Source organism: Flavobacterium anhuiense, from assembly GCF_050990855.1.
In the GTDB taxonomy this organism is placed as follows: domain Bacteria; phylum Bacteroidota; class Bacteroidia; order Flavobacteriales; family Flavobacteriaceae; genus Flavobacterium; species Flavobacterium anhuiense_C.
Window position 1 is genome coordinate 299102 of the sequence record NZ_CP158861.1, and the last position, 18353, is coordinate 317454.

17 protein-coding genes are annotated in these 18353 nt (G+C 30.3%); 4 read left to right on the top strand and 13 right to left on the bottom strand.

Going from position 1 to position 18353, the window contains the following annotated elements:
* Positions 1–164: 164 nt before the first annotated feature.
* Positions 165–905, top strand: coding sequence for an LPS export ABC transporter ATP-binding protein (lptB, locus tag ABTV69_RS01430; protein WP_008464443.1), 741 nt, complete (start codon positions 165–167; stop codon positions 903–905).
* A 77-nt stretch (positions 906–982) separates the two neighbouring features.
* The gene (locus ABTV69_RS01435) at positions 983–1204 is read left to right on the top strand and encodes a DUF5808 domain-containing protein (protein ID WP_433833617.1); all 222 of its coding nucleotides are present in this window, start codon (positions 983–985) and stop codon (positions 1202–1204) included.
* Between the two features lie 39 nt (positions 1205–1243).
* Here the strand turns inward: ABTV69_RS01435 and ABTV69_RS01440 are convergent, their stop codons facing one another.
* Both ABTV69_RS01440 and ABTV69_RS01445 read right to left on the bottom strand, forming a co-directional pair.
* Entirely contained in the window at positions 1244–2098 is an 855-nt protein-coding gene (locus ABTV69_RS01440; protein ID WP_433833619.1) for a glycoside hydrolase family 25 protein, read from the bottom strand.
* A gap of 9 nt (positions 2099–2107) precedes the next feature.
* Positions 2108–2818 (bottom strand): CDP-alcohol phosphatidyltransferase family protein, encoded by a 711-nt coding sequence (locus tag ABTV69_RS01445; protein ID WP_433833621.1) that lies wholly within the window; start codon positions 2816–2818, stop codon positions 2108–2110.
* 276 nt (positions 2819–3094) lie between these two features.
* Here ABTV69_RS01445 and ABTV69_RS01450 point away from each other — a divergent pair, with 276 nt between their 5' ends.
* Together ABTV69_RS01450 and ABTV69_RS01455 are read left to right on the top strand one after the other, a co-directional pair.
* A complete protein-coding gene (locus ABTV69_RS01450; RefSeq protein ID WP_433836656.1) occupies positions 3095–4078 on the top strand; it encodes a PorV/PorQ family protein in 984 nt (327 codons plus the stop codon).
* Positions 4079–4113: 35 nt separating this feature from the next.
* Positions 4114–5250 carry a DUF4105 domain-containing protein gene (locus ABTV69_RS01455; RefSeq protein ID WP_433833623.1) on the top strand — a complete coding sequence of 379 codons (1137 nt, stop codon included), beginning with the start codon at positions 4114–4116 and terminating at the stop codon, positions 5248–5250.
* Between the two features lie 5 nt (positions 5251–5255).
* On the opposite strand, the gene ABTV69_RS01460 is transcribed toward ABTV69_RS01455, so the two are convergent.
* From ABTV69_RS01460 to ABTV69_RS01510, 11 genes are all read right to left on the bottom strand, one after another.
* Entirely contained in the window at positions 5256–6650 is a 1395-nt protein-coding gene (locus tag ABTV69_RS01460; RefSeq protein ID WP_433833625.1) for an exopolysaccharide biosynthesis polyprenyl glycosylphosphotransferase, read from the bottom strand.
* Between the two features lie 60 nt (positions 6651–6710).
* Complete coding sequence (locus ABTV69_RS01465; protein ID WP_433833627.1) at positions 6711–8057, bottom strand: O-antigen ligase family protein; 1347 nt, start codon at positions 8055–8057, stop codon at positions 6711–6713.
* Between the two features lies 1 nt (position 8058).
* Entirely contained in the window at positions 8059–9132 is a 1074-nt protein-coding gene (locus tag ABTV69_RS01470) for a glycosyltransferase family 4 protein (RefSeq protein ID WP_433833629.1), read from the bottom strand.
* Positions 9129–10124, bottom strand: coding sequence for a glucosamine inositolphosphorylceramide transferase family protein (locus tag ABTV69_RS01475; protein WP_433833631.1), 996 nt, complete (start codon positions 10122–10124; stop codon positions 9129–9131). Before ABTV69_RS01475 ends, ABTV69_RS01470 begins: the two co-directional genes overlap by 4 nt.
* The gene (locus ABTV69_RS01480) at positions 10121–11239 is read right to left on the bottom strand and encodes a glycosyltransferase (RefSeq protein ID WP_433833633.1); all 1119 of its coding nucleotides are present in this window, start codon (positions 11237–11239) and stop codon (positions 10121–10123) included. The genes ABTV69_RS01475 and ABTV69_RS01480 overlap by 4 nt, the downstream gene beginning before the upstream one ends.
* A 44-nt stretch (positions 11240–11283) precedes the next feature.
* Entirely contained in the window at positions 11284–12090 is an 807-nt protein-coding gene (locus ABTV69_RS01485; protein ID WP_433833635.1) for a class I SAM-dependent methyltransferase, read from the bottom strand.
* 77 nt (positions 12091–12167) lie between these two features.
* Positions 12168–13268, bottom strand: a complete 1101-nt coding sequence (locus ABTV69_RS01490; protein WP_433833637.1) for a glycosyltransferase family 4 protein — start codon at positions 13266–13268, stop codon at positions 12168–12170.
* A complete protein-coding gene (locus ABTV69_RS01495; protein WP_433833639.1) occupies positions 13268–14263 on the bottom strand; it encodes a glycosyltransferase family 2 protein in 996 nt (331 codons plus the stop codon). Before ABTV69_RS01495 ends, ABTV69_RS01490 begins: the two co-directional genes overlap by 1 nt.
* A 50-nt stretch (positions 14264–14313) precedes the next feature.
* Positions 14314–15855, bottom strand: a complete 1542-nt coding sequence (locus ABTV69_RS01500; protein ID WP_433833641.1) for a glycosyltransferase family 2 protein — start codon at positions 15853–15855, stop codon at positions 14314–14316.
* Entirely contained in the window at positions 15852–17018 is a 1167-nt protein-coding gene (locus tag ABTV69_RS01505) for a glycosyltransferase family 4 protein (protein WP_433833643.1), read from the bottom strand. The genes ABTV69_RS01500 and ABTV69_RS01505 overlap by 4 nt, the downstream gene beginning before the upstream one ends.
* Positions 17015–18331, bottom strand: coding sequence for an alpha-1,2-fucosyltransferase (locus tag ABTV69_RS01510; RefSeq protein ID WP_433833645.1), 1317 nt, complete (start codon positions 18329–18331; stop codon positions 17015–17017). Before ABTV69_RS01510 ends, ABTV69_RS01505 begins: the two co-directional genes overlap by 4 nt.
* Positions 18332–18353: the final 22 nt, after the last annotated feature.

Below are 18353 nucleotides of genomic sequence, written 5' to 3' on the forward strand. Positions count from 1 at the left end.
TCAAAACGTAAATATCTAATTTTGAAAATGCAATAATTTGTTAATTCATTTATCTGATTGATTATTTTACTTTTAATTTGCCTCTTCAAATAAATTTTAAAATTACAAATTGAGGTAGTTTTCAATTATCTCATTTTCAAATTATCTAATTATCTAATTAAAAAATGAAGCTAAGAGCCGATAATTTAATCAAAACTTATAAAGGACGTAGTGTTGTAAAAGGGATTTCTGTAGAAGTAAATCAGGGAGAAATCGTAGGACTTTTGGGACCAAATGGAGCTGGAAAAACAACGTCTTTTTACATGATTGTGGGATTGGTAAAACCAAATCAAGGAAATATTTTCCTAGACGATTTGAATATTACTGATTATCCAATGTACAAACGTGCTCAGCAAGGAATTGGTTATTTGGCACAAGAAGCTTCTGTATTTAGAAAATTAAGCATTGAAGATAATATTCTAAGCGTTTTACAATTGACAAAACTTTCTAAAGAAGCCCAAATTGCCAAGATGGAAAGTTTGATTGAAGAATTCAGTTTAGAGCACATTCGCACCAACAGAGGAGATTTACTTTCTGGAGGTGAGCGTCGTCGTACAGAGATTGCAAGAGCATTAGCAACTGATCCAAAATTTATTTTATTGGATGAGCCTTTTGCGGGAGTCGATCCTGTTGCGGTTGAGGATATTCAGCGAATTGTAGCGCAATTAAAAAACAAAAACATCGGAATTTTAATTACCGACCACAACGTTCAGGAAACATTAGCGATTACCGATAAAACATACTTAATGTTTGAAGGAGGGATTCTAAAAGCAGGAGTTCCAGAAGAATTGGTAGAAGACGAAATGGTTCGCCGCGTTTACCTCGGACAAAACTTCGAGCTTCGTAAAAAGAAATTGGAATTTTAATTAAAGTATATGTGAATGGTAAAAAGTGAAATGCAGAATTAGCTTTTTACCATTTTTTTTAATCAAAAAGATTCGAAATGAAATCAGAAAAACCAACTCAGGAAGATTACGACAATTGGCACAAAGATCCTAAGAACTGGTATTTTTTTAATTCATTTTACTACAATCCGAAAGACAAAAGACTTCTCCCTCCCAAAAAAATCCAATGGATGGGTTATACTATAAATTTTGCCAATCCATATTCTGTAGCACTTTTATTGCCTTTTATAATAATTGTTATTTTAGTTTTATCAAAATAGATCAGAGACTGAACGGTAAAAAACTGAAAACTGATTACTTTATTCTACTGTAATAAAATGCAATTGCTCTAAATCGCCATTGTAAATATTGACATCGACACGATGTTTGATTCCTGGTAAAGAAGCTTTTTCTGTAAACTGCCAAAACAACCAATCATCTTCAATTTTTTCTCTATAGAAATTATAATTGGCAATCCAAAAAAGATATTCGCTAAACTCTTCTTTCAAAAAATCTGAATAATATCTTTCTCCAGAATAAATTATCGGACGTACTTGATAATGTTTTTCTACTTTATTTAACCAACGTTTCAAACCTTTTTTCAAACTGTCTAAAGGCTGATTTTTAGATAATTTTTCGATATCTAAAACTGGCGGAAGATCTCCTTTTTGCAGTTTTACAGTTTTGATAAAAAGATCGGCCTGCTCGATAGAATTTTCATTTGGACGATAATAATGATATGCCCCACGCATGATTTTATTCTCTTTTGCACCTTCCCAGTTTCTTTTAAATTGTCTATCGACACGATCGTTTCCTGCTGTTGCACGAATAAAAACAAATTGAACAGGATATTTTTCATCCAAAATTTCAACTTCTTCCCAATCGACTTTTCCTTGAAATTCAGAAACGTCAATTCCAACTACTTTTCCTTTATGTTTTTCGAGAACACGAATATTCCGAACATCAGAAAGATGTTTGTCAACCTCATCTTCATCTAAAACTTTTTCTGTTTTAAAACCTAAATAATAAGCAAGCCCTTTGCGATAATGATAAATTATACCAATGAATACAAGTCCGAAAAAAATCAATAAAAATGAACGAAAAAGCCTGCTTAGAAACGATCTTCCAGCGGGCTTTCTTGAATATGTTTTACGATAAGTGGTTTTTCTTGCCATTAAACAGAATTACTTTTTCAGGAAAAGATTATTGATAATAGACAACAATACATAAAAAGCAATAATCAGGGGAATTGCGATATACTGAAGCAAAACAATCATTACTACCGAAATAATTAGAAACACGATTTGAAGTGCATTTTCTTTAAAACTGAATTTTTTAATTTTTAAAGCAAACAACGGAATTTCAGCATTCAAAATATAAGCACTGCATAATGTTATTACCAATAAAACCCATTGATTGGTTAAAATTTCTAAAACCATCAAAGAGTCTGAAAAAGAAATAACCAACGGAAGACTTAAAATAAATAATGCATTTGCAGGTGTTGGCAAACCAATGAAAGAATCGGTTTGACGAGTATCAATATTAAAATTAGCCAGACGATAGCAAGATCCTAAAGTGATAATAAAGCCTAAAAATGGAATAGCTGGATGTGTTCCAAACTCGTGTGCACTGTTTGTAAACATACTATACATAACATATCCTGGCGTTACTCCACTAGTTACCATATCTGCCAAAGAATCTAACTGCAATCCAAGCGGACTTGAAACTTTAAATAATCTGGCGAAAAAACCATCAAAGAAATCAAAAAAGATTCCCAAGCAAACCATATAAAAAGCCATTAAATAATTGTTTTCGGAAACAAAGACAATTGCGACACAACCGCAGAAAAGATTAATTAATGTGATTAGGTTTGGGATGTGTTTTTTAATATTCATAGGTTAAAGTTTTGATAATCGCAGAGAACAAATTTAGCATAATAACTCGATGCAAAACGAGTTTTTTAGAGAGTTTTTTATTTCTCAGTTCGTCTTTCACAATATTTATGCCTAGTAACTTATTAGATGAGTAAAATATTATATTTTTGGTAAAAATTTAAAAATAGGCCTCGATCTGCAAAAACATATACGTTGAAGAAATATTTAATGTTTTTATTATTCTGGAGTTGTACTTTTCAGTATGCGCAAACCGTTCGAAAATATTCGAATGAATTTATGAATATTGGGGTCGATGCCGCCGCTCTTGGAATGGCAAGTGCCGTAACTGCCTCTACAAATGATGTAAATGCAGGATATTGGAATCCGGCAGGTTTGACTCATCTTGAAGATCATCAAATAGCCTTAATGCATGCCAGTTATTTTGCCAATATCGCTCAATACGATTACATCGGTTACGCAAGCCCGATTGATGACAGAAGTGCATGGGGAATTTCGATGATTCGTTTTGGTGTGGACGATATTATGGACACCACGCAGTTGATCGATAATCAAGGAAATATAGACTATAATAGAATTAGACTTTTCTCGACCGCAGATTATGGTTTTACATTTTCGTACGCAAGAAAACTGCCGGTTGACGGGTTTCAATATGGAGTAAATGCAAAAGTGATTCGAAGAATAATTGGAAAATTTGCCAACTCTTGGGGATTTGGATTTGATATTGGACTCCAGTTTGAAAGAAACGACTGGAAATTTGGTTTAATGCTCCGCGACATTACCACAACTTACAATGTTTGGAATATTGACGAAGAAGAATATGCTAAAATTGCGAATGCAATTCCGGGAGAAAATAACGAATTGCCAGAAAGCACAGAAATAACATTGCCAAAAGCACAATTAGGAGTTTCAAAAAGATTTGATTTTCATAACGAATGCAGCCTTGTGACTTCAGCTAATTTAAATATGCGATTCGAACAAACAAACGATATTATTTCTTCAAAAGCCATAAGTATAGACCCAGCTCTAGGGTTTGAGTTTGGTTACACCGATTTGGTTTTTGTACGTGCTGGAGCAGGAAATTTTCAGAATGTAATGCAATTGGACAATACCGAAAAAGTAAATTTTCAACCTAACATTGGTTTAGGTTTTAGATATAAAGGCATACAGATTGATTATGCTCTGACCGATTTAGGAAATCAAAGCACCGCATTGTATTCTAATATTTTTTCGTTAAAAGTAGATTTGGGTATCTTTAGATAATAATTAAAACCATAGAACATTTAAAATTTTAAATCATGAAAACTGTCCTATTCAAAAAAGCACTTTTTATTGTATTATTCTTATCCAGTTTTATTGGTTTTAGTCAAAGTCTGGCATTATCAAAAGATGCCAAAATAAGTATTCTAACATGTGGGCTTGGAAACGAAACGTATTCTTATTTTGGACATACGGGAATTCGAGTTTCAGATCCTGGAAACAATTTTGATGTTGTTTATAATTATGGAACTTTTGATTTTAGAACTCCAAATTTTGTTTTAAAGTTTGCAAAAGGAGATTTACAATATTTTGCGACAGTTCATTCTTATCCAGAATTTTTTGAAGAATACACATACGAGAAAAGAAGTATTTACGAACAGGAATTACTGATTTCTCAAGATTTGAAACAAAAACTTTTTGATCAATTAAATGCCGTTTTAGCTTCTGACGAGCGTTATTACACTTATAAATTCATTGATAAAAACTGCACTTCGATGGTTGTTGATGTTGTAAATAAAACTTTAGGAGGAGATGTAATTGTAAAAACAGAAGATACGGACAAAACGTATCGTTCTATCCTATTTCCTTATTTTGATGGCCACTTCTACGATCAATTAGGAACAAGTATTATTTTCGGCACGAAAGTAGATCAAATGGGAACAAGAATTTTTCTTCCTTTCGAACTGAAAAACAGTTTAGACAAAACTAATTTTCAAAACAAACCTCTAGCGGCGAAAAGCAAAACATTACTTGAGTTTACAAAAGAAACTCCATCATCTTGGTGGAATAACATCTTTACGTACCTCTTTATCTTACTTTTTGTAATTTTTGCTAGAGACAAAACAGTAGACAAAATTTACTTTACGATTTTATCTTTAATTGGAATATTCTTCGTTGTAATGGGATTTTATTCTTTTCACCAAGAATTGGCAATGAATTATAATGTTCTATTATTTAGTCCGCTTTTATTGGTTTTAGTTTTGCTTTCAATTTTTAAAAATAAATTGTGGACATACCGATTTTCGCTAATCAACTTTGTCCTTTTAATAATTTACTTTTTATTTTTAATTAATAAAGCGCATTTCTTTATCACTTTACCATTAATTATTACAAGCGGAATAGTTTTAGTGCGAACAGCAATTCGCAATAAAAAACCAATCCCTATTATAATCTAAAAAAATTATTGCCCTCTGTAGAATAAAACCGTTGTAATGGTTTTAAAAGTAATACTCAAATCCAGAAAAACGCTTCTGTGTTTGATATAATACAAATCGTATTGAAGTTTTATCAAACTTTCGTCGATTGATTCTCCATAGGAATAATTTACCTGTGCCCAGCCCGTAAGTCCAGGCTTGATTACGTGACGAGTTTCGTAAAAAGGCATTACTGCAGCAATTTCTTCAACAAAAAAAGGACGCTCCGGTCTTGGACCAATTACGCCCATATCTCCTTTTAAAATATTAATAAATTGAGGCAATTCGTCGATTCTTGACTTTCGCATAAACTTGCCAAATGGCGTAACTCTTTTGTCATTATGAGTGGCAAAAACAGCACCATCGCTTTCTGAATTCTCGGTCATAGTTCTAAACTTATAAATCTCGAAAACTACTCCATTTCTACCTACTCTTTCCTGAGTGTAAAAAAGACTTCCTTTATTAGCGAAGATATTACAAAGAAAAATTATTGGAATGAAAACCAGAGATATTAAAAGACCGAACACGGAAAATATGACTTCTATAAGTCGCACAAAAGACAAATAAAGTTTATTGCTATTGCTTCTGCTGAAAGGGAAAAACCTATAAAAATCTTTTTCTATATGATGAACCGGAATTCGTTGTGTTTTATTTTCGTAAACCTGAGTATATTCTCGAATGATGCTCCCTTTTTCTAATAAATGAAGTAACTGCTGGTACAAATCTGGAGTGATCCCATCTGTTTTTTGTGAAGCAATAACAATTTCTGAAACATAATTTGTTGACACAAAATTTTCCAAATCATCCTTTTTTATTTCTTTTACGTAATGAAAATCTAAATTTTCATCTGCAATAGAATCCGAATTCACGAAACCAATAATTTTGTAATGCGGATCGACATTTTCTAATTCTAAAACCAATTTTTCTACTTCGTTTTGGTCACAAATTAAAACTGCATTTTGCCAAAATCTATGAGAAGCTAAAAAATAACAGTAAAATAATCGCCACAACAACAATGTAAATAAAATCGTAAAATAAAATATTACAATAACAAGCCTCTGTTTGGGCAAAACTGGAGATAGGATTGGTGTAAATAGATAAGCCAAGACAGTGGCAGTTGCAGTAAAAATGACATTCTGTAAAATATGAAGCTGATTGCTTGCCACCTGCAAATTGTAGATTTCGAATATTACACCGAAAATGAAAAGATACGCGATCAATAAAACAATACTCAATGAGTTATGCATATCAAAATCGAAATAATGATAATCGAATATTGCGCTTAATACATATAAAGCGGATAAAATAGAAATCGCATCGAAAGAAAGAAGTAAAATTCTCCTCTCCGAAATTTCGAAATACATTTTAGAGTTTGACAACATTATTTTCAGTTTGTTAGGGGCTTAAACTTGAGGCAAATGTATTATAAAAAATGAATTTAGCTAATTTGCTTCTTCTGTTTTTTCAGGAATTTTGATTTGTACAGAAAGAAGACATAATGCATATACAAAAGCTGGAGCGGCTATTCTCATTGCTGCGTGATTAATGGTTAGGAGCCAAAATGCAAAAAAAGAAAGCGCTAGTATGTTCTGTTTATTATTTATAAACAAAATTAGTGGTGTAAAAAACAAAATCAATAACCCAATAATTCCAAGACTGCCATGTTCTGCCAACATTCTGCTAATTTCGTTATGAGTTACCAGATCAATTCCTGTTTGTTGCTTTCTTATTTCTTTGTTTTTTCCAACCCCTACACCTAAATAGGGATTATTCCAAAACATCTCAAGCTCTGTTTCTATAAGAACCTCCCTGCCACTTAATTGAGTTTGTTTCTTTCTACCTAATGCATCTTCATTTGCATATCGTTTATCAATAAGTCCGTGTGTCTGTACAGAGCTATAGGCCCAAACACCAATACCAGCAACGAAAGACAGTAAAATAATACTAGCTATTTTAGGTTTAGCATTTGAATTTGCCTTATAAAACAAAATCATTAAAAGTATAAATATCATTACAATTCCTGTAATCACTCCTCCTCTAGAAAAAGTGACAAGACCTCTAAAAGCAAAAACCAAAATGAATCCAATACTAATTATCTTCATCCATTTACTTTTGGAATCAAAAAGAAATCGAGTAAAAAATATAAAAATCCCGAAGCCTAATAAAGTCGAAACTTGATTTGGCCCAAATCCTCCAGATGTTGCAAAATTAGATTGTGTTCCTGTAATTACATCTTTTACGCTTGGAGTATACAAAAAAAGATAAACAACCATAGTCGTTAAAGGAAAAGAAAAAGATTCAAGTATTTCTCTCAATCTATTAAATGATATTTTTCGTTCGCAGCAATATATTGAAGAAACTCCCAAACAAATAGGTCCTGAAATATTAAATGCAATTGCTTTTCTAATATCTGTATCAAAATCTAACGTAAAAGTAGAAATAATAAGTCCGGGAACTAGCAATAATAGAAAGAGTACATACCAAAAAGCATTTTTAGAAAAACCTGAATACACAAGACCTAAAAATAAAAAAATTAATACTGAATATTTTCCAAACTCATTTAGGAGACTTCCTTCTGTCATTCTTAAAAGAACCTCCATCCCAACAACATAAGCTGAAGCAATAAGAACCTCATTATTTCTGTTTTTTTCTTTTACAATAGAATAAATACCAACAAGAAAGGCTGAAACAGCATATACCTTTGAAATAAATGGCAATGCATAAATCAATACTCCAAGAAAAACATGAAATAAAAGTATGTAAGCGTATGATAATTCTTCCTTTTTCATGTTAAGTAGTTACGAGCCAATTTAAATATTTTTTTATTACCATGTCTTTAGAAAAATTTTCAGTAATAGTTTCATGCAATTTATTACCTAAAAACAAACGCAATTCTTTACTTTCTATACATTCAACAAGTAATGCATGATATTGTTTCGTTTCAAAGTTTGAAACTATCATTCCATTAACTAAATGCTCCATGAAAAAAGGAATTTCTCCCACATTAGTAACTACTGTTGCTTTTTTACTTTGTCCATATTCTAAAAGTGCAACTGGTAATCCTTCCGATTCCGAAGTTAAAATAGCTATTTCTGCCTGCTCTAATATATTAGAAATATCTTCTCTAGAACCATAGAGGAAGACATTATTTTCTAAATTATAATTTTTAACAATCTCTTTAATCTCTTTGGAATAGCCGTCTTCAAAATCTTTACCTACCAAATGAAAACTCCATTCTGAATGAGATCTTTTTAATTCTTTAGCAACTTCCAACAGCAGAAAATGATTTTTTTGTGGTCTTAAATTAGCTAGACAAATAATTCTTTTACCTTCAGAGCCTTTCAAAATAGTAGTTGCTTTTATTTCAAAACTATTACAAGCAAAATTAGGAAGATAAATTACATTTTTCGAATTTAATATTCTTTCGGACCAGTCTTTAAGGTTTCTATTTACTGCAATAACTCCGTCAAATAAAAAAGAAGTTAATTTCAATATTGCATGAGGTCTTTCTTCTAAAAATTTATTATTACCATAATGATCATGTCTGATAATTTTTAAAGATGGTAAACTTAATTTTAAAAGAAAAGCAAGAAAAAAAGAAGTACTATGAGAATGAATATGAGTTATTTTATTTTTTACAACATAAGAGCGCAATCTTAAAATTGCATTAACATCTATTTTTCTCTTCTTTTTAAGAAAAAAATACGAAACAGATGAATGAATTTGATCTAATAATAACCCCTCTTTGCGCGTAGCAACAAGTCCAGAAAATTCAATTTTTTCCGCTAATGCATTAGCATAATTAACTGACATTCTTTCTGCTCCTCCTGCATCAAGCGAATCTATAATTTGAAGGATTCTCATCTATTTAAAATCCAATTTTTAAGATCTACATAAGTCCATTTTAATGGTCCATAAATATTTAGCTTCTTAGAATCACTATTCAATCTATTACCATCGTAGACATAATAATATTTGTTGTTGTCTATTCTCTGAACATCCAATTGATGCATTCCGGCACTAAATTCTTTAATATCTTTATTTCCTTTTAAGAAAAATGGTGCAATTCTCGCGGTAGAATAAGATCCATCTTTAAAAGAAAAACGATACAATGACAATCCACACCCATATCCATTAGTACAATTTTGCACGGGTAAAATTAATCCCTTTTTATCTGCGAAAAAACGGCCACCTGGTCTCGCTTCAGTTCCTCTTAAAGCAATAGTTTTTTTATGCAATTTCCATTTCCCGAACAAAGAATCTGCTTGATAAATATACAAGTTTAATTTATCGTCTGATGTTGCTAAAATATTTAAAGAATCAGATAAATAAATCGATGGATCTTTCAATCTTACATTCTTTAATAATGTATCGCATACCTTCCAATCAAAAGGAAAATGATGCGCTTTATATAATAAAATAGCATTAGCTTGCTTGCTTTCAGGAATCATATAAAAATTATTTTTATATTTAAATACCTGAGGATATGATAAATGAAATTTCTGAGTTAGTACTGTTCCTCTATATTGATATTTTTTTCCATCGACTGAAGTCATTAGACCAATATCACCATTGTTTTTTGTTTTTTTATGCTCAAAAAACAGATAAAAAGTATCTTTTTCTTTGACAAAAAAAGGATCTGCAAGAAAAACAGTACTATCATTCTGTTTCTTTAAGCTCTCAATACTATAAACTTGATTTTCTTTCACGTTTATGTTTTCAGGATATGTATTTGATTCTCCATATCCAACTGACCAGCCACCGCCGTCTTGCTGAAAGAAAGGTGTTCTGTAATTTATTATCAAAAGGACGATAATCCCAAAAAGTATAATTAAGCTTGCTATGTATTTCTTCATTTTTCTAGTATTCTTTTTATTTCAGATTCGAAAAGATCCAAAGTATATTTTCTTGACCACTCTGACGATTTTTTCCTAAAACTATCAAATCGTTGTTCATGATTTAATATGTTTTCTAATTGCTGAACGTCTTTTTCTAATTCTCTTTGCAACAAAATACCTCTATTTCCGTAATCGAGCATATCTGATACGCAAGAAATATTTGTTGCCACAGGAACACATCCCCAAAACATTCCTTCGGCAATTGCTTTTGGCCAGCCTTCACTTTTAGAAGGTAAAACTATAAAATGACTATTTTCATAAGCATTTGTTATAATTTTTCGGTTTTGATTTCCTTTTAATGTTACATAGTTTGCCAATTTATTGGTAAAAATATATTCTTCTAGAGCATTTCGCTCTTGACCTTCCCCATACAACTGCAAAGACACTTTATAGCCTTTTTTAATTAGGTCTTCAATTAACTTCACAGCATAAAGCGGATTTTTACCCGACGACAAAGTTCCAACAAAAATAAATTTTATTGTTTCATTTAAATCCAATATTTTTAATGGTGACTTCTCTTTTTCGTAATAAGAGGCTGTAAAAAAAGGTTGAATATTATGGCTGATTTCTTTCCAATCTCCATAAACTAAAACCTTCATGTTTCGTGTTAAAAATGTATTATTAAGAATCCATTTTTGCATTCTGTAAGTGATAGGCTGCTTGCTTTTAGGATCCCAATTGCCGGCATATTTCGCTGTTTTTATTTTGTTTGGAAAAAGCATCTGAACTATGCAGCCTATTAGTCCAACATTCCCAGGACATCTTAAATGTATATGATCGGCTTTTTTCATCGCCCAAAAAATCTTCCAAAAAATTATAGGCAGTTTAAATGTTAAGCTTAATACATTTAGCAAACTTGTAATATTAAAAGCTGGAATCTGTTTAAAATCGATGTTTTTATTTTTATAAGAATCATCAATTTCGGTTAATTCTCTTGAAGTTAAAGGAGCGACAACAATTAATTCATCAATATATTTTTCCCAAATATTCATTTCTCGAATGTATGGTGAATAGCCAAAGTATTTACCGTTCTTTTTTACATGAACAACATGGGTTATAATTACGAACTTCATTAATTTTACTTTACCTATTTAGATTATCGTTGACAGAAAAACGACTATTTTTTCTTCATCAACATTGTTAAATGCATACAGCTAAATAAAACTGAATCTGAAGTCTTAGAATTATTCCAATCTTCACTGTTCCATTTTAATCCAATTTTATTTTTCTTATCATTAGAGATAGGTAATATATTTATAAGAGCAATCCATTTAGATTTGCCTAACAAACCTCTTCTTTCTACAATATTAAAAGCATTTTTATATTGATAAAATGTTTTTTTTGTAAAAGGCCATTCCCAAGCGGCATCCGACTGAAATGGTCTATACAATGTTCTCACAACTTTAATTGGGAAACTTGTTTCAAGCGGATCGTAACTAATTATTTCTCCATCTTTTTTAAGTTTTTCATTTAAACGTGCTATTAAAATATTCGTGTCTTGAAAATGATGAAGTACTCCATACGCATAAATTAAATCAAAATCATCCGAAAGAAAATCATCCGAAAGAAAATCAATTGCTTGGGCTTCTGCATTAGGTATATGTTTTATACGCTCGTTCAATTTTGCAATTGCCATATCGCTCAAATCAATACCCAAATATTCTTTTGCATTTTCTGCCAAATATATTGACCAATAATTTCCAGAATAACACCCTAAATCTAATACTTTCTTATTCGACAAATCACCAAACCATTGTTTATGCAAAATATATGTTTGATCTTGAATTCCAATATTTTTTTTAATTCGAGTAAAAATTCCATTTCTTATTTTAGACCAAAGAGCTGTTGCAAAGTTTTTCTTTTTGTTATTGTAAAACTCTTTTTGTTTTTTATTCGTTTCTAAAATTGTTTCTTTTGTTTTCATTTTTTTTCGCAATTAGCCATTTATCGCAATGCCTTTTTATTATTTTTTGCTTTCTAAATCTCTTTAATCTCTAAGATTTATTGAAGTATTTGATTAGAAAAATCAACACAATAACTCATTAACCCAAATTTGTTTAAAAAAGTTTCCCTAGCAAATTTGCTCATCTGTGACTGCTGGATAAAATTGTTTTCAACCCTATGCAAAAGCAAATCTATAGATTCTACGTTTGGTGTAAATTTAAAGCAATCTTTTCCATCTTCTAAATATTCTGATAATCCTGTAGTATTTGAAATCAATAATGGTGTTTTATTCATAAGAGATTCCAGCCCAACCGTTGGTAGATTATCAATTTTTGATGGTATAATTACAAAATGACTTTTTGACAAATATTCATCCACTTTATCATAAGAAATACCGCCTAAAAAATTTATCGTCTCTTCAACGTCTGCCTTTTCTTTTACTTTTTGGTCTAAGCTTCCTCCTCCAGCAATATTCAAGATTATTTTTGATGCCTCATTTTTTTTCTTATAAAGTAAAAATGCTTCCAATAATTCTAATATTCCTTTTGATGGATCAAGTCTTCCTAAATAAGAAATAACAATCTTATTTTCTTCTTGAATATTTTTATTTTCAAATCTGTCTTTTAATGGATTCAACAACACAAAACCTTTATTAGAATTGTAAACATTCTTTAAATCTTCTTTTGCTAATTTTGAAGGACAGATAATTACATTGCAAAAGAATTTATAAAAAATTTTCTTTCTGTAAACAAATATTTTTTGTCTGAAGAAATTTCCTTTACTATCTAAAGCAATCTGTTTCGATAATGTGTGGTAATAACAAAATGTTTTTACTTTATTAAACGAAAGAATTTTCGATATTCCAATCGTTATATTTGCACCTCCAAAATGACCGATAATTGAATCGGGCTGATATTTAAAATATAATTTAGAAAACCATAAAACGTCTTTTAGTGATGTTGGCCTCTGCTGGCCAGGCCACGAACAAATAATTATTTCTCCTTTTTCTTTTTTAATTATTTCAGGCTCGCTAAAAAATGGTTTATGAGAAATAAAAACAATTCTATTGCCCAAATCTGCAAGATAATGAGCTAATTCATAACTCATTATTGAAAATGAGTTTTTTGTATAATTATGAGCTATTAAAATTGTTTTCATCAATGTTTTGGCTTATTCAAAATCAAACTCCACCAGCCTAAGGTTCTTCCTATTGCTTCTTTAAAAGCCCCTTTTTTATCTGTCTCTGTCAAAATATTGCTAAAGCGAATTAAAGTCAATAGAAGAGTAATAGAATGCCATTTGAAAAAATCAATAAAATTAGGTTTTCTATTTTTGATTCTCCAAACATACCATCCATTTCTCACCACCATTTTCCCATATTTAAAATGATTTGGTCTTCCAGCAGCATCATGAAAATGCTTTAATCTCGCATTTGTATTAATTACGTTTTTTCCAAATTGTAAAGCTCTTAAACTAAAATCAGCATCTTCATATAAACCATAGCCTTCAAAGAATTTTGAGAACTGAATTTTCTCAAGAATATCTTTTCTAAAAGCCATTGACATTCCAATTAGCAAATCAACCTCATACGTTTTTCCCGTGAGAGGAAATCCACTAGTTCGCCCATGAGAATATGTAGGCATTTTTCCTGGTTCCAAATTAGAAGCAAGTCCTAAATAATTTCTAACAATATTTCTTAGACCTTCTGGGTAATAATATTCTTCAAAGAGATAATATTTTTTTCTATTGTAGAAAACTCCAGTTTCTTGATGTTTCCATTTATTCTCATTTACAGCTACGCCTCCAACACCAATTACATCGGTTCTATTTTTAAATGTTTTAATTATTTCAGAAAAATATCTCAGTTCCAAAACTGTGTCATCATCCAAAAAACAAACAACATCTGTTTCGCAATTTATTTTAGAAATCCCGAAATTACGTTGCCTTGTTAATCCTCTATCCTGATCAGAAACTTTGAAATATTTTAAATTATCGAATACATTTTCATCTAAAGCTAATTTTGTTTCATCGTTGAGCGATCCATCAATAATTAAAATTTCATTTGGGTACAACTCTTGATTTTTAACAGACTCAAGTAACTTTAATAATGATTCCGAACGCATGTAAGTACATACTATTAATGATAAGTGCATAATATAACTGCTGTACTTTATATAATTTATTAATAATTAATGCTAAAACCTTACTCCTTTAATCTTTCTGCCCACAACAAGCTTGATTTCCATTGAAGTTGAAAATTCAAAAAATATTTTATCGGATTTTTAATAGGCTGCACTTTATAAAACTTAAAAAACAATACTGTTTTATATCCCATTAATTGCTTGAAAGTAGAATTATTTAGTTTAAAAAACATTATCGTTGGAGAAGGTTTTGGCTGAATGAGATCATTATGCCAAGCTAAAGTAGGTTTCGTTCGAAAGCCCCCACTAGGAGCTCTCAAATGATTAATGAGAAGATTTGGAAAATAAACCACATCAAAACCTATATTCCTAAGCTGAATTCCAAATTCAGCATCTTCTCCATAACCAAATTCTAAACTTTTATTAAACTTAACTTTCTTTAATGCTGTTGCCTTTACAAAACTATTTCCAGATCCAAAAATTGGTGCTTGACAAATTTTTCTTTCAATTAATTTTTGCCCTTTAACGGGATAAAATGTTAAAACCGATAAGCAACCATATTGGTAAATAGCATCAAATGTTTTTTCTATCAAATTAGATTCAAATCTATTATCATCGTCATTTAAGAAAACCCACTCACTTGTAACTTCAGCTAAAGCTAGATTTCTTGCATTACATGCACCTGCTTGATGTGTAAAAGTATGTTTTACAGTAAAAGGCCAACTTTCGCTATTTAAATAATCGAGTTCTGAAACACTATCAGGTTCGGGATTTTGTTCAATTATAATAACATTTTCAGGCAAATGAGTCTGCTTAGACAAATCTTTTAGAACATCATACAAATATTTTTTTCTACCAATTGTTGGAATAATAACATCAATTGTCTTATTTTCTATCACTTTTCTACTAGATTGGACAGTAATATCATCCAATAAATCTTTATCCAGACTTCTTTTTCTGAATCCAAAACTTGCGAACAATGGAAGAATAGCAAATTTCTTTTCATACAATAATAAATCTAAAAACAATAAAAAGACCCATCGAGTTCTATAATGCTGCTTTACAAAACGGAATGCTAAAAAGTATCTTTCTCTTGCTCTTTCTCTTGCTTTGATGCTAGAATAAGAATTAACGATTAACAATGGTTCTGAATATCCCAAAAGTCCCGCAACTGATGCTAATTTTGTTATTGAACACAAAAAATAGTCAAAATTTGAGTCTTTAATAACTTGATCGCTTAAAGCATTTAAAACTTCTGCATGAATTCCGCCAACATCACTGCTCATCATCCAAGTTGGGTAGCTAACATCTTTTTTAATATTTAGAAAAAGAGATTCATCGACATATTCTACTACTTCTGGCAAAAATGAATTAGCTGATAAATTATAAGAAGCTACTATTTTTTTATGATGAAAAATTTCTTCAATTTTTTCGATATTCAAATTTGATTTTAAATCTAAATGGCACCAAATTATAAGCTGTTTGGGATACTTTTCGGCAATTTCAAATAAGTTAGATGCTATGCTTTTTTTTGAAAAAAGAATATTTCGCTCTTCAAAACAAGCTTCTATAATTTTATTATTTTGATGATAAACAATTATCATTTTTTTTGATTTAAAATATTTTGATAAAAGTTTATATTTTCCAGCACAAGCTTATCGATATCAAATTTTTCTTCAACATGTTTTCGTGCAGATTTACCAATTTTTTCAGCTAATAGATTATTGGCTAAAATCTCTTTAATTCTTTCTGCGTATAAATCATGATCTGAAGGATGAACTAAAAAACCATCCTCTTTATCTACAATAAGCTCTTGCGACCATCCGATATTACTATTTACAACTGCTTTCTGCATCGCCATAGATTCTATCGTGACCATTCCTAATGTTTCTGCAAAAGTTGGAAATACACACACATTTGCTTTCTTCATGTGATTTTGAATTTCACTGTAAGGAATTTTTCCTAAATAATTTACGTTCTTCAAATCATCATTCGAAAATAAAGTCTTCATTACTTCCCAAGTTGATTTCGATTTTGTTTTTAAATCTGGAGCATCGCCACCAATTAAAACTAATTTAGCATTCGGGAAATCCTGACGAACCTTCTTGAAAATTTCTGGAAGTTCTACAACCCCTTTTTTTCTAATTAAAGTTCCCGCATATAGAATCAAATCTTTTTCAAATATTTCTGGCGTTTCGTTCTCAAAGTTCTGAAGATCTAAACCATAATGAATCGTCTTTATTTCCTTTCCTGTTATATTAAAAAGATTTTTCGAAACTTCTCCTGCAAATTTGGTTGGAGCTATAAAAGCCTTTGCTCCGTTAATGGCAAGCTTTTCAAACCAGAAATTTTTACGCTTCTGCTTTCTATTATCCAAATGACAAAAATAGGCATCGCTTCCGTGAAAACGTATTATTAAAGGAATTTCAAAATGCATGAAAGCTGTAATTCCAGTCCAATCGGGAGCTTCAATGATGTCAATTTTTTTCTCTACGATAGTTTTATTTATAAATTTTTCTATTTTTTTTCTATTCCAGTAAAAATTAAAATATTTCCCTTTATTATTGCTTAAACTGTAAATTGTAGCATTTTCTTCTTCAATAACAAATTCTTCTTTTTGTCCATATACAAAAACAGAAACTTGCACATTAGATTTTCTTAGTTTTTCGACCAAAGTAAAAACACTAGTTCCAATTCCTCCGTCATGCCCAAAAGCTTTATGAGGATAATGCGATACAATATAGGCAACGTGCAACTTTGGTTTCATTTTTCTATTTTCTTCAATTGTTTCTTTACACTTCTTTTCAACAGGATTTCTTTTCTTTTAAGAAATCTTTTAAAACTAAATTGATAACCTCCAATATTCAGAAATCTACCTGCTCGAAAGTGTATTAAAAGCTCACTTTCATTTGATTCTAATGCAATGCCTCGTTTTAAATAAATCTCCTTATTATAATTTTCTTTTTTATTGTTTTCCTTCGCGAACGAAAAAATTTTGGAGAAAAAACCAAAATCTTTCTGTATTAAAAATTCCTGAAAATTGAATATTTTTGACACTTTAAATATTTCATTAGCACTATTGCTGACCATATTTAAATTTGATTTTTCAAGTTTTAGCCAAGAAAAATAAACTAAAAGAGGAGGCATGAAATAATCTTTATTTACGGTATAAATATTTTTCTGAGACTGAAAATTATTCTCGTTTAGAACAAATTCTACATCAAAATAACTAGACAAATATATTTTTATCTCTTCTTGATTTTGACTAGAGTTTATCAAAAACACCAAATTCGTCAGTTTAATTTTTTTGTCCAAATGATTGTATTGAATCCATCTATCAGGATAATAATCTTTATCATCGAGTTCAATACTCTTTTGTCCATCAAAATTTTTTAATGGTCTTATAATTTTCGAATCCCTTTTTTCTCCCAACCAAGCAGTCCACCAAGAAAAAGTAGAATTACTAATTATAAAATCATTGCACATTGTACCCAAACAAAGTTGTTCTACCTCATTTAGTCCATCTCCAAAAAAAGCATTTTCTAAAAATGAAAAATGATATTTGCAATATTTTATATCATCACTTAAAATAATCAGGTTACAAGAATCCCAATCTGGAAAAAATTCGGCTAAACTATTTAAATAGTAATTAATTGGAAGCTGAAAATAATCTTTGTGATCTACAAAATCACCTCTTCTTATAGAAATTAAAATGGTACGTTTTTGAAAAGCTCTATGGTATAAATTACTTATTTTTTCTTTCAAAGAATCTGAAAACTCAAAATAGTGTTTGGTTAACTCTGCATCAAAATATTTTTCTGTTTGAAGCCAACCATCAATATCATATTTTTTATCTTCAAAATTCCACTGGTAATGATGATATTCTTCTTCTACAACATTAACAAAATTGGATAAATCTGATGATAAAAGAGGTAATTGATTATTAAAACCATTTTGATATTTCCAAGGTAAAAAAGAGAATTCACGACCATTTTTAGTCGCTAATCCTATTGTAGCTGCTATCTGAAAAAGTTGGTTTCCTAGATTTCCTTTCTTTCCTATTTTACTAAATGTTATCATTTATTAAAGATTTAAAACCACT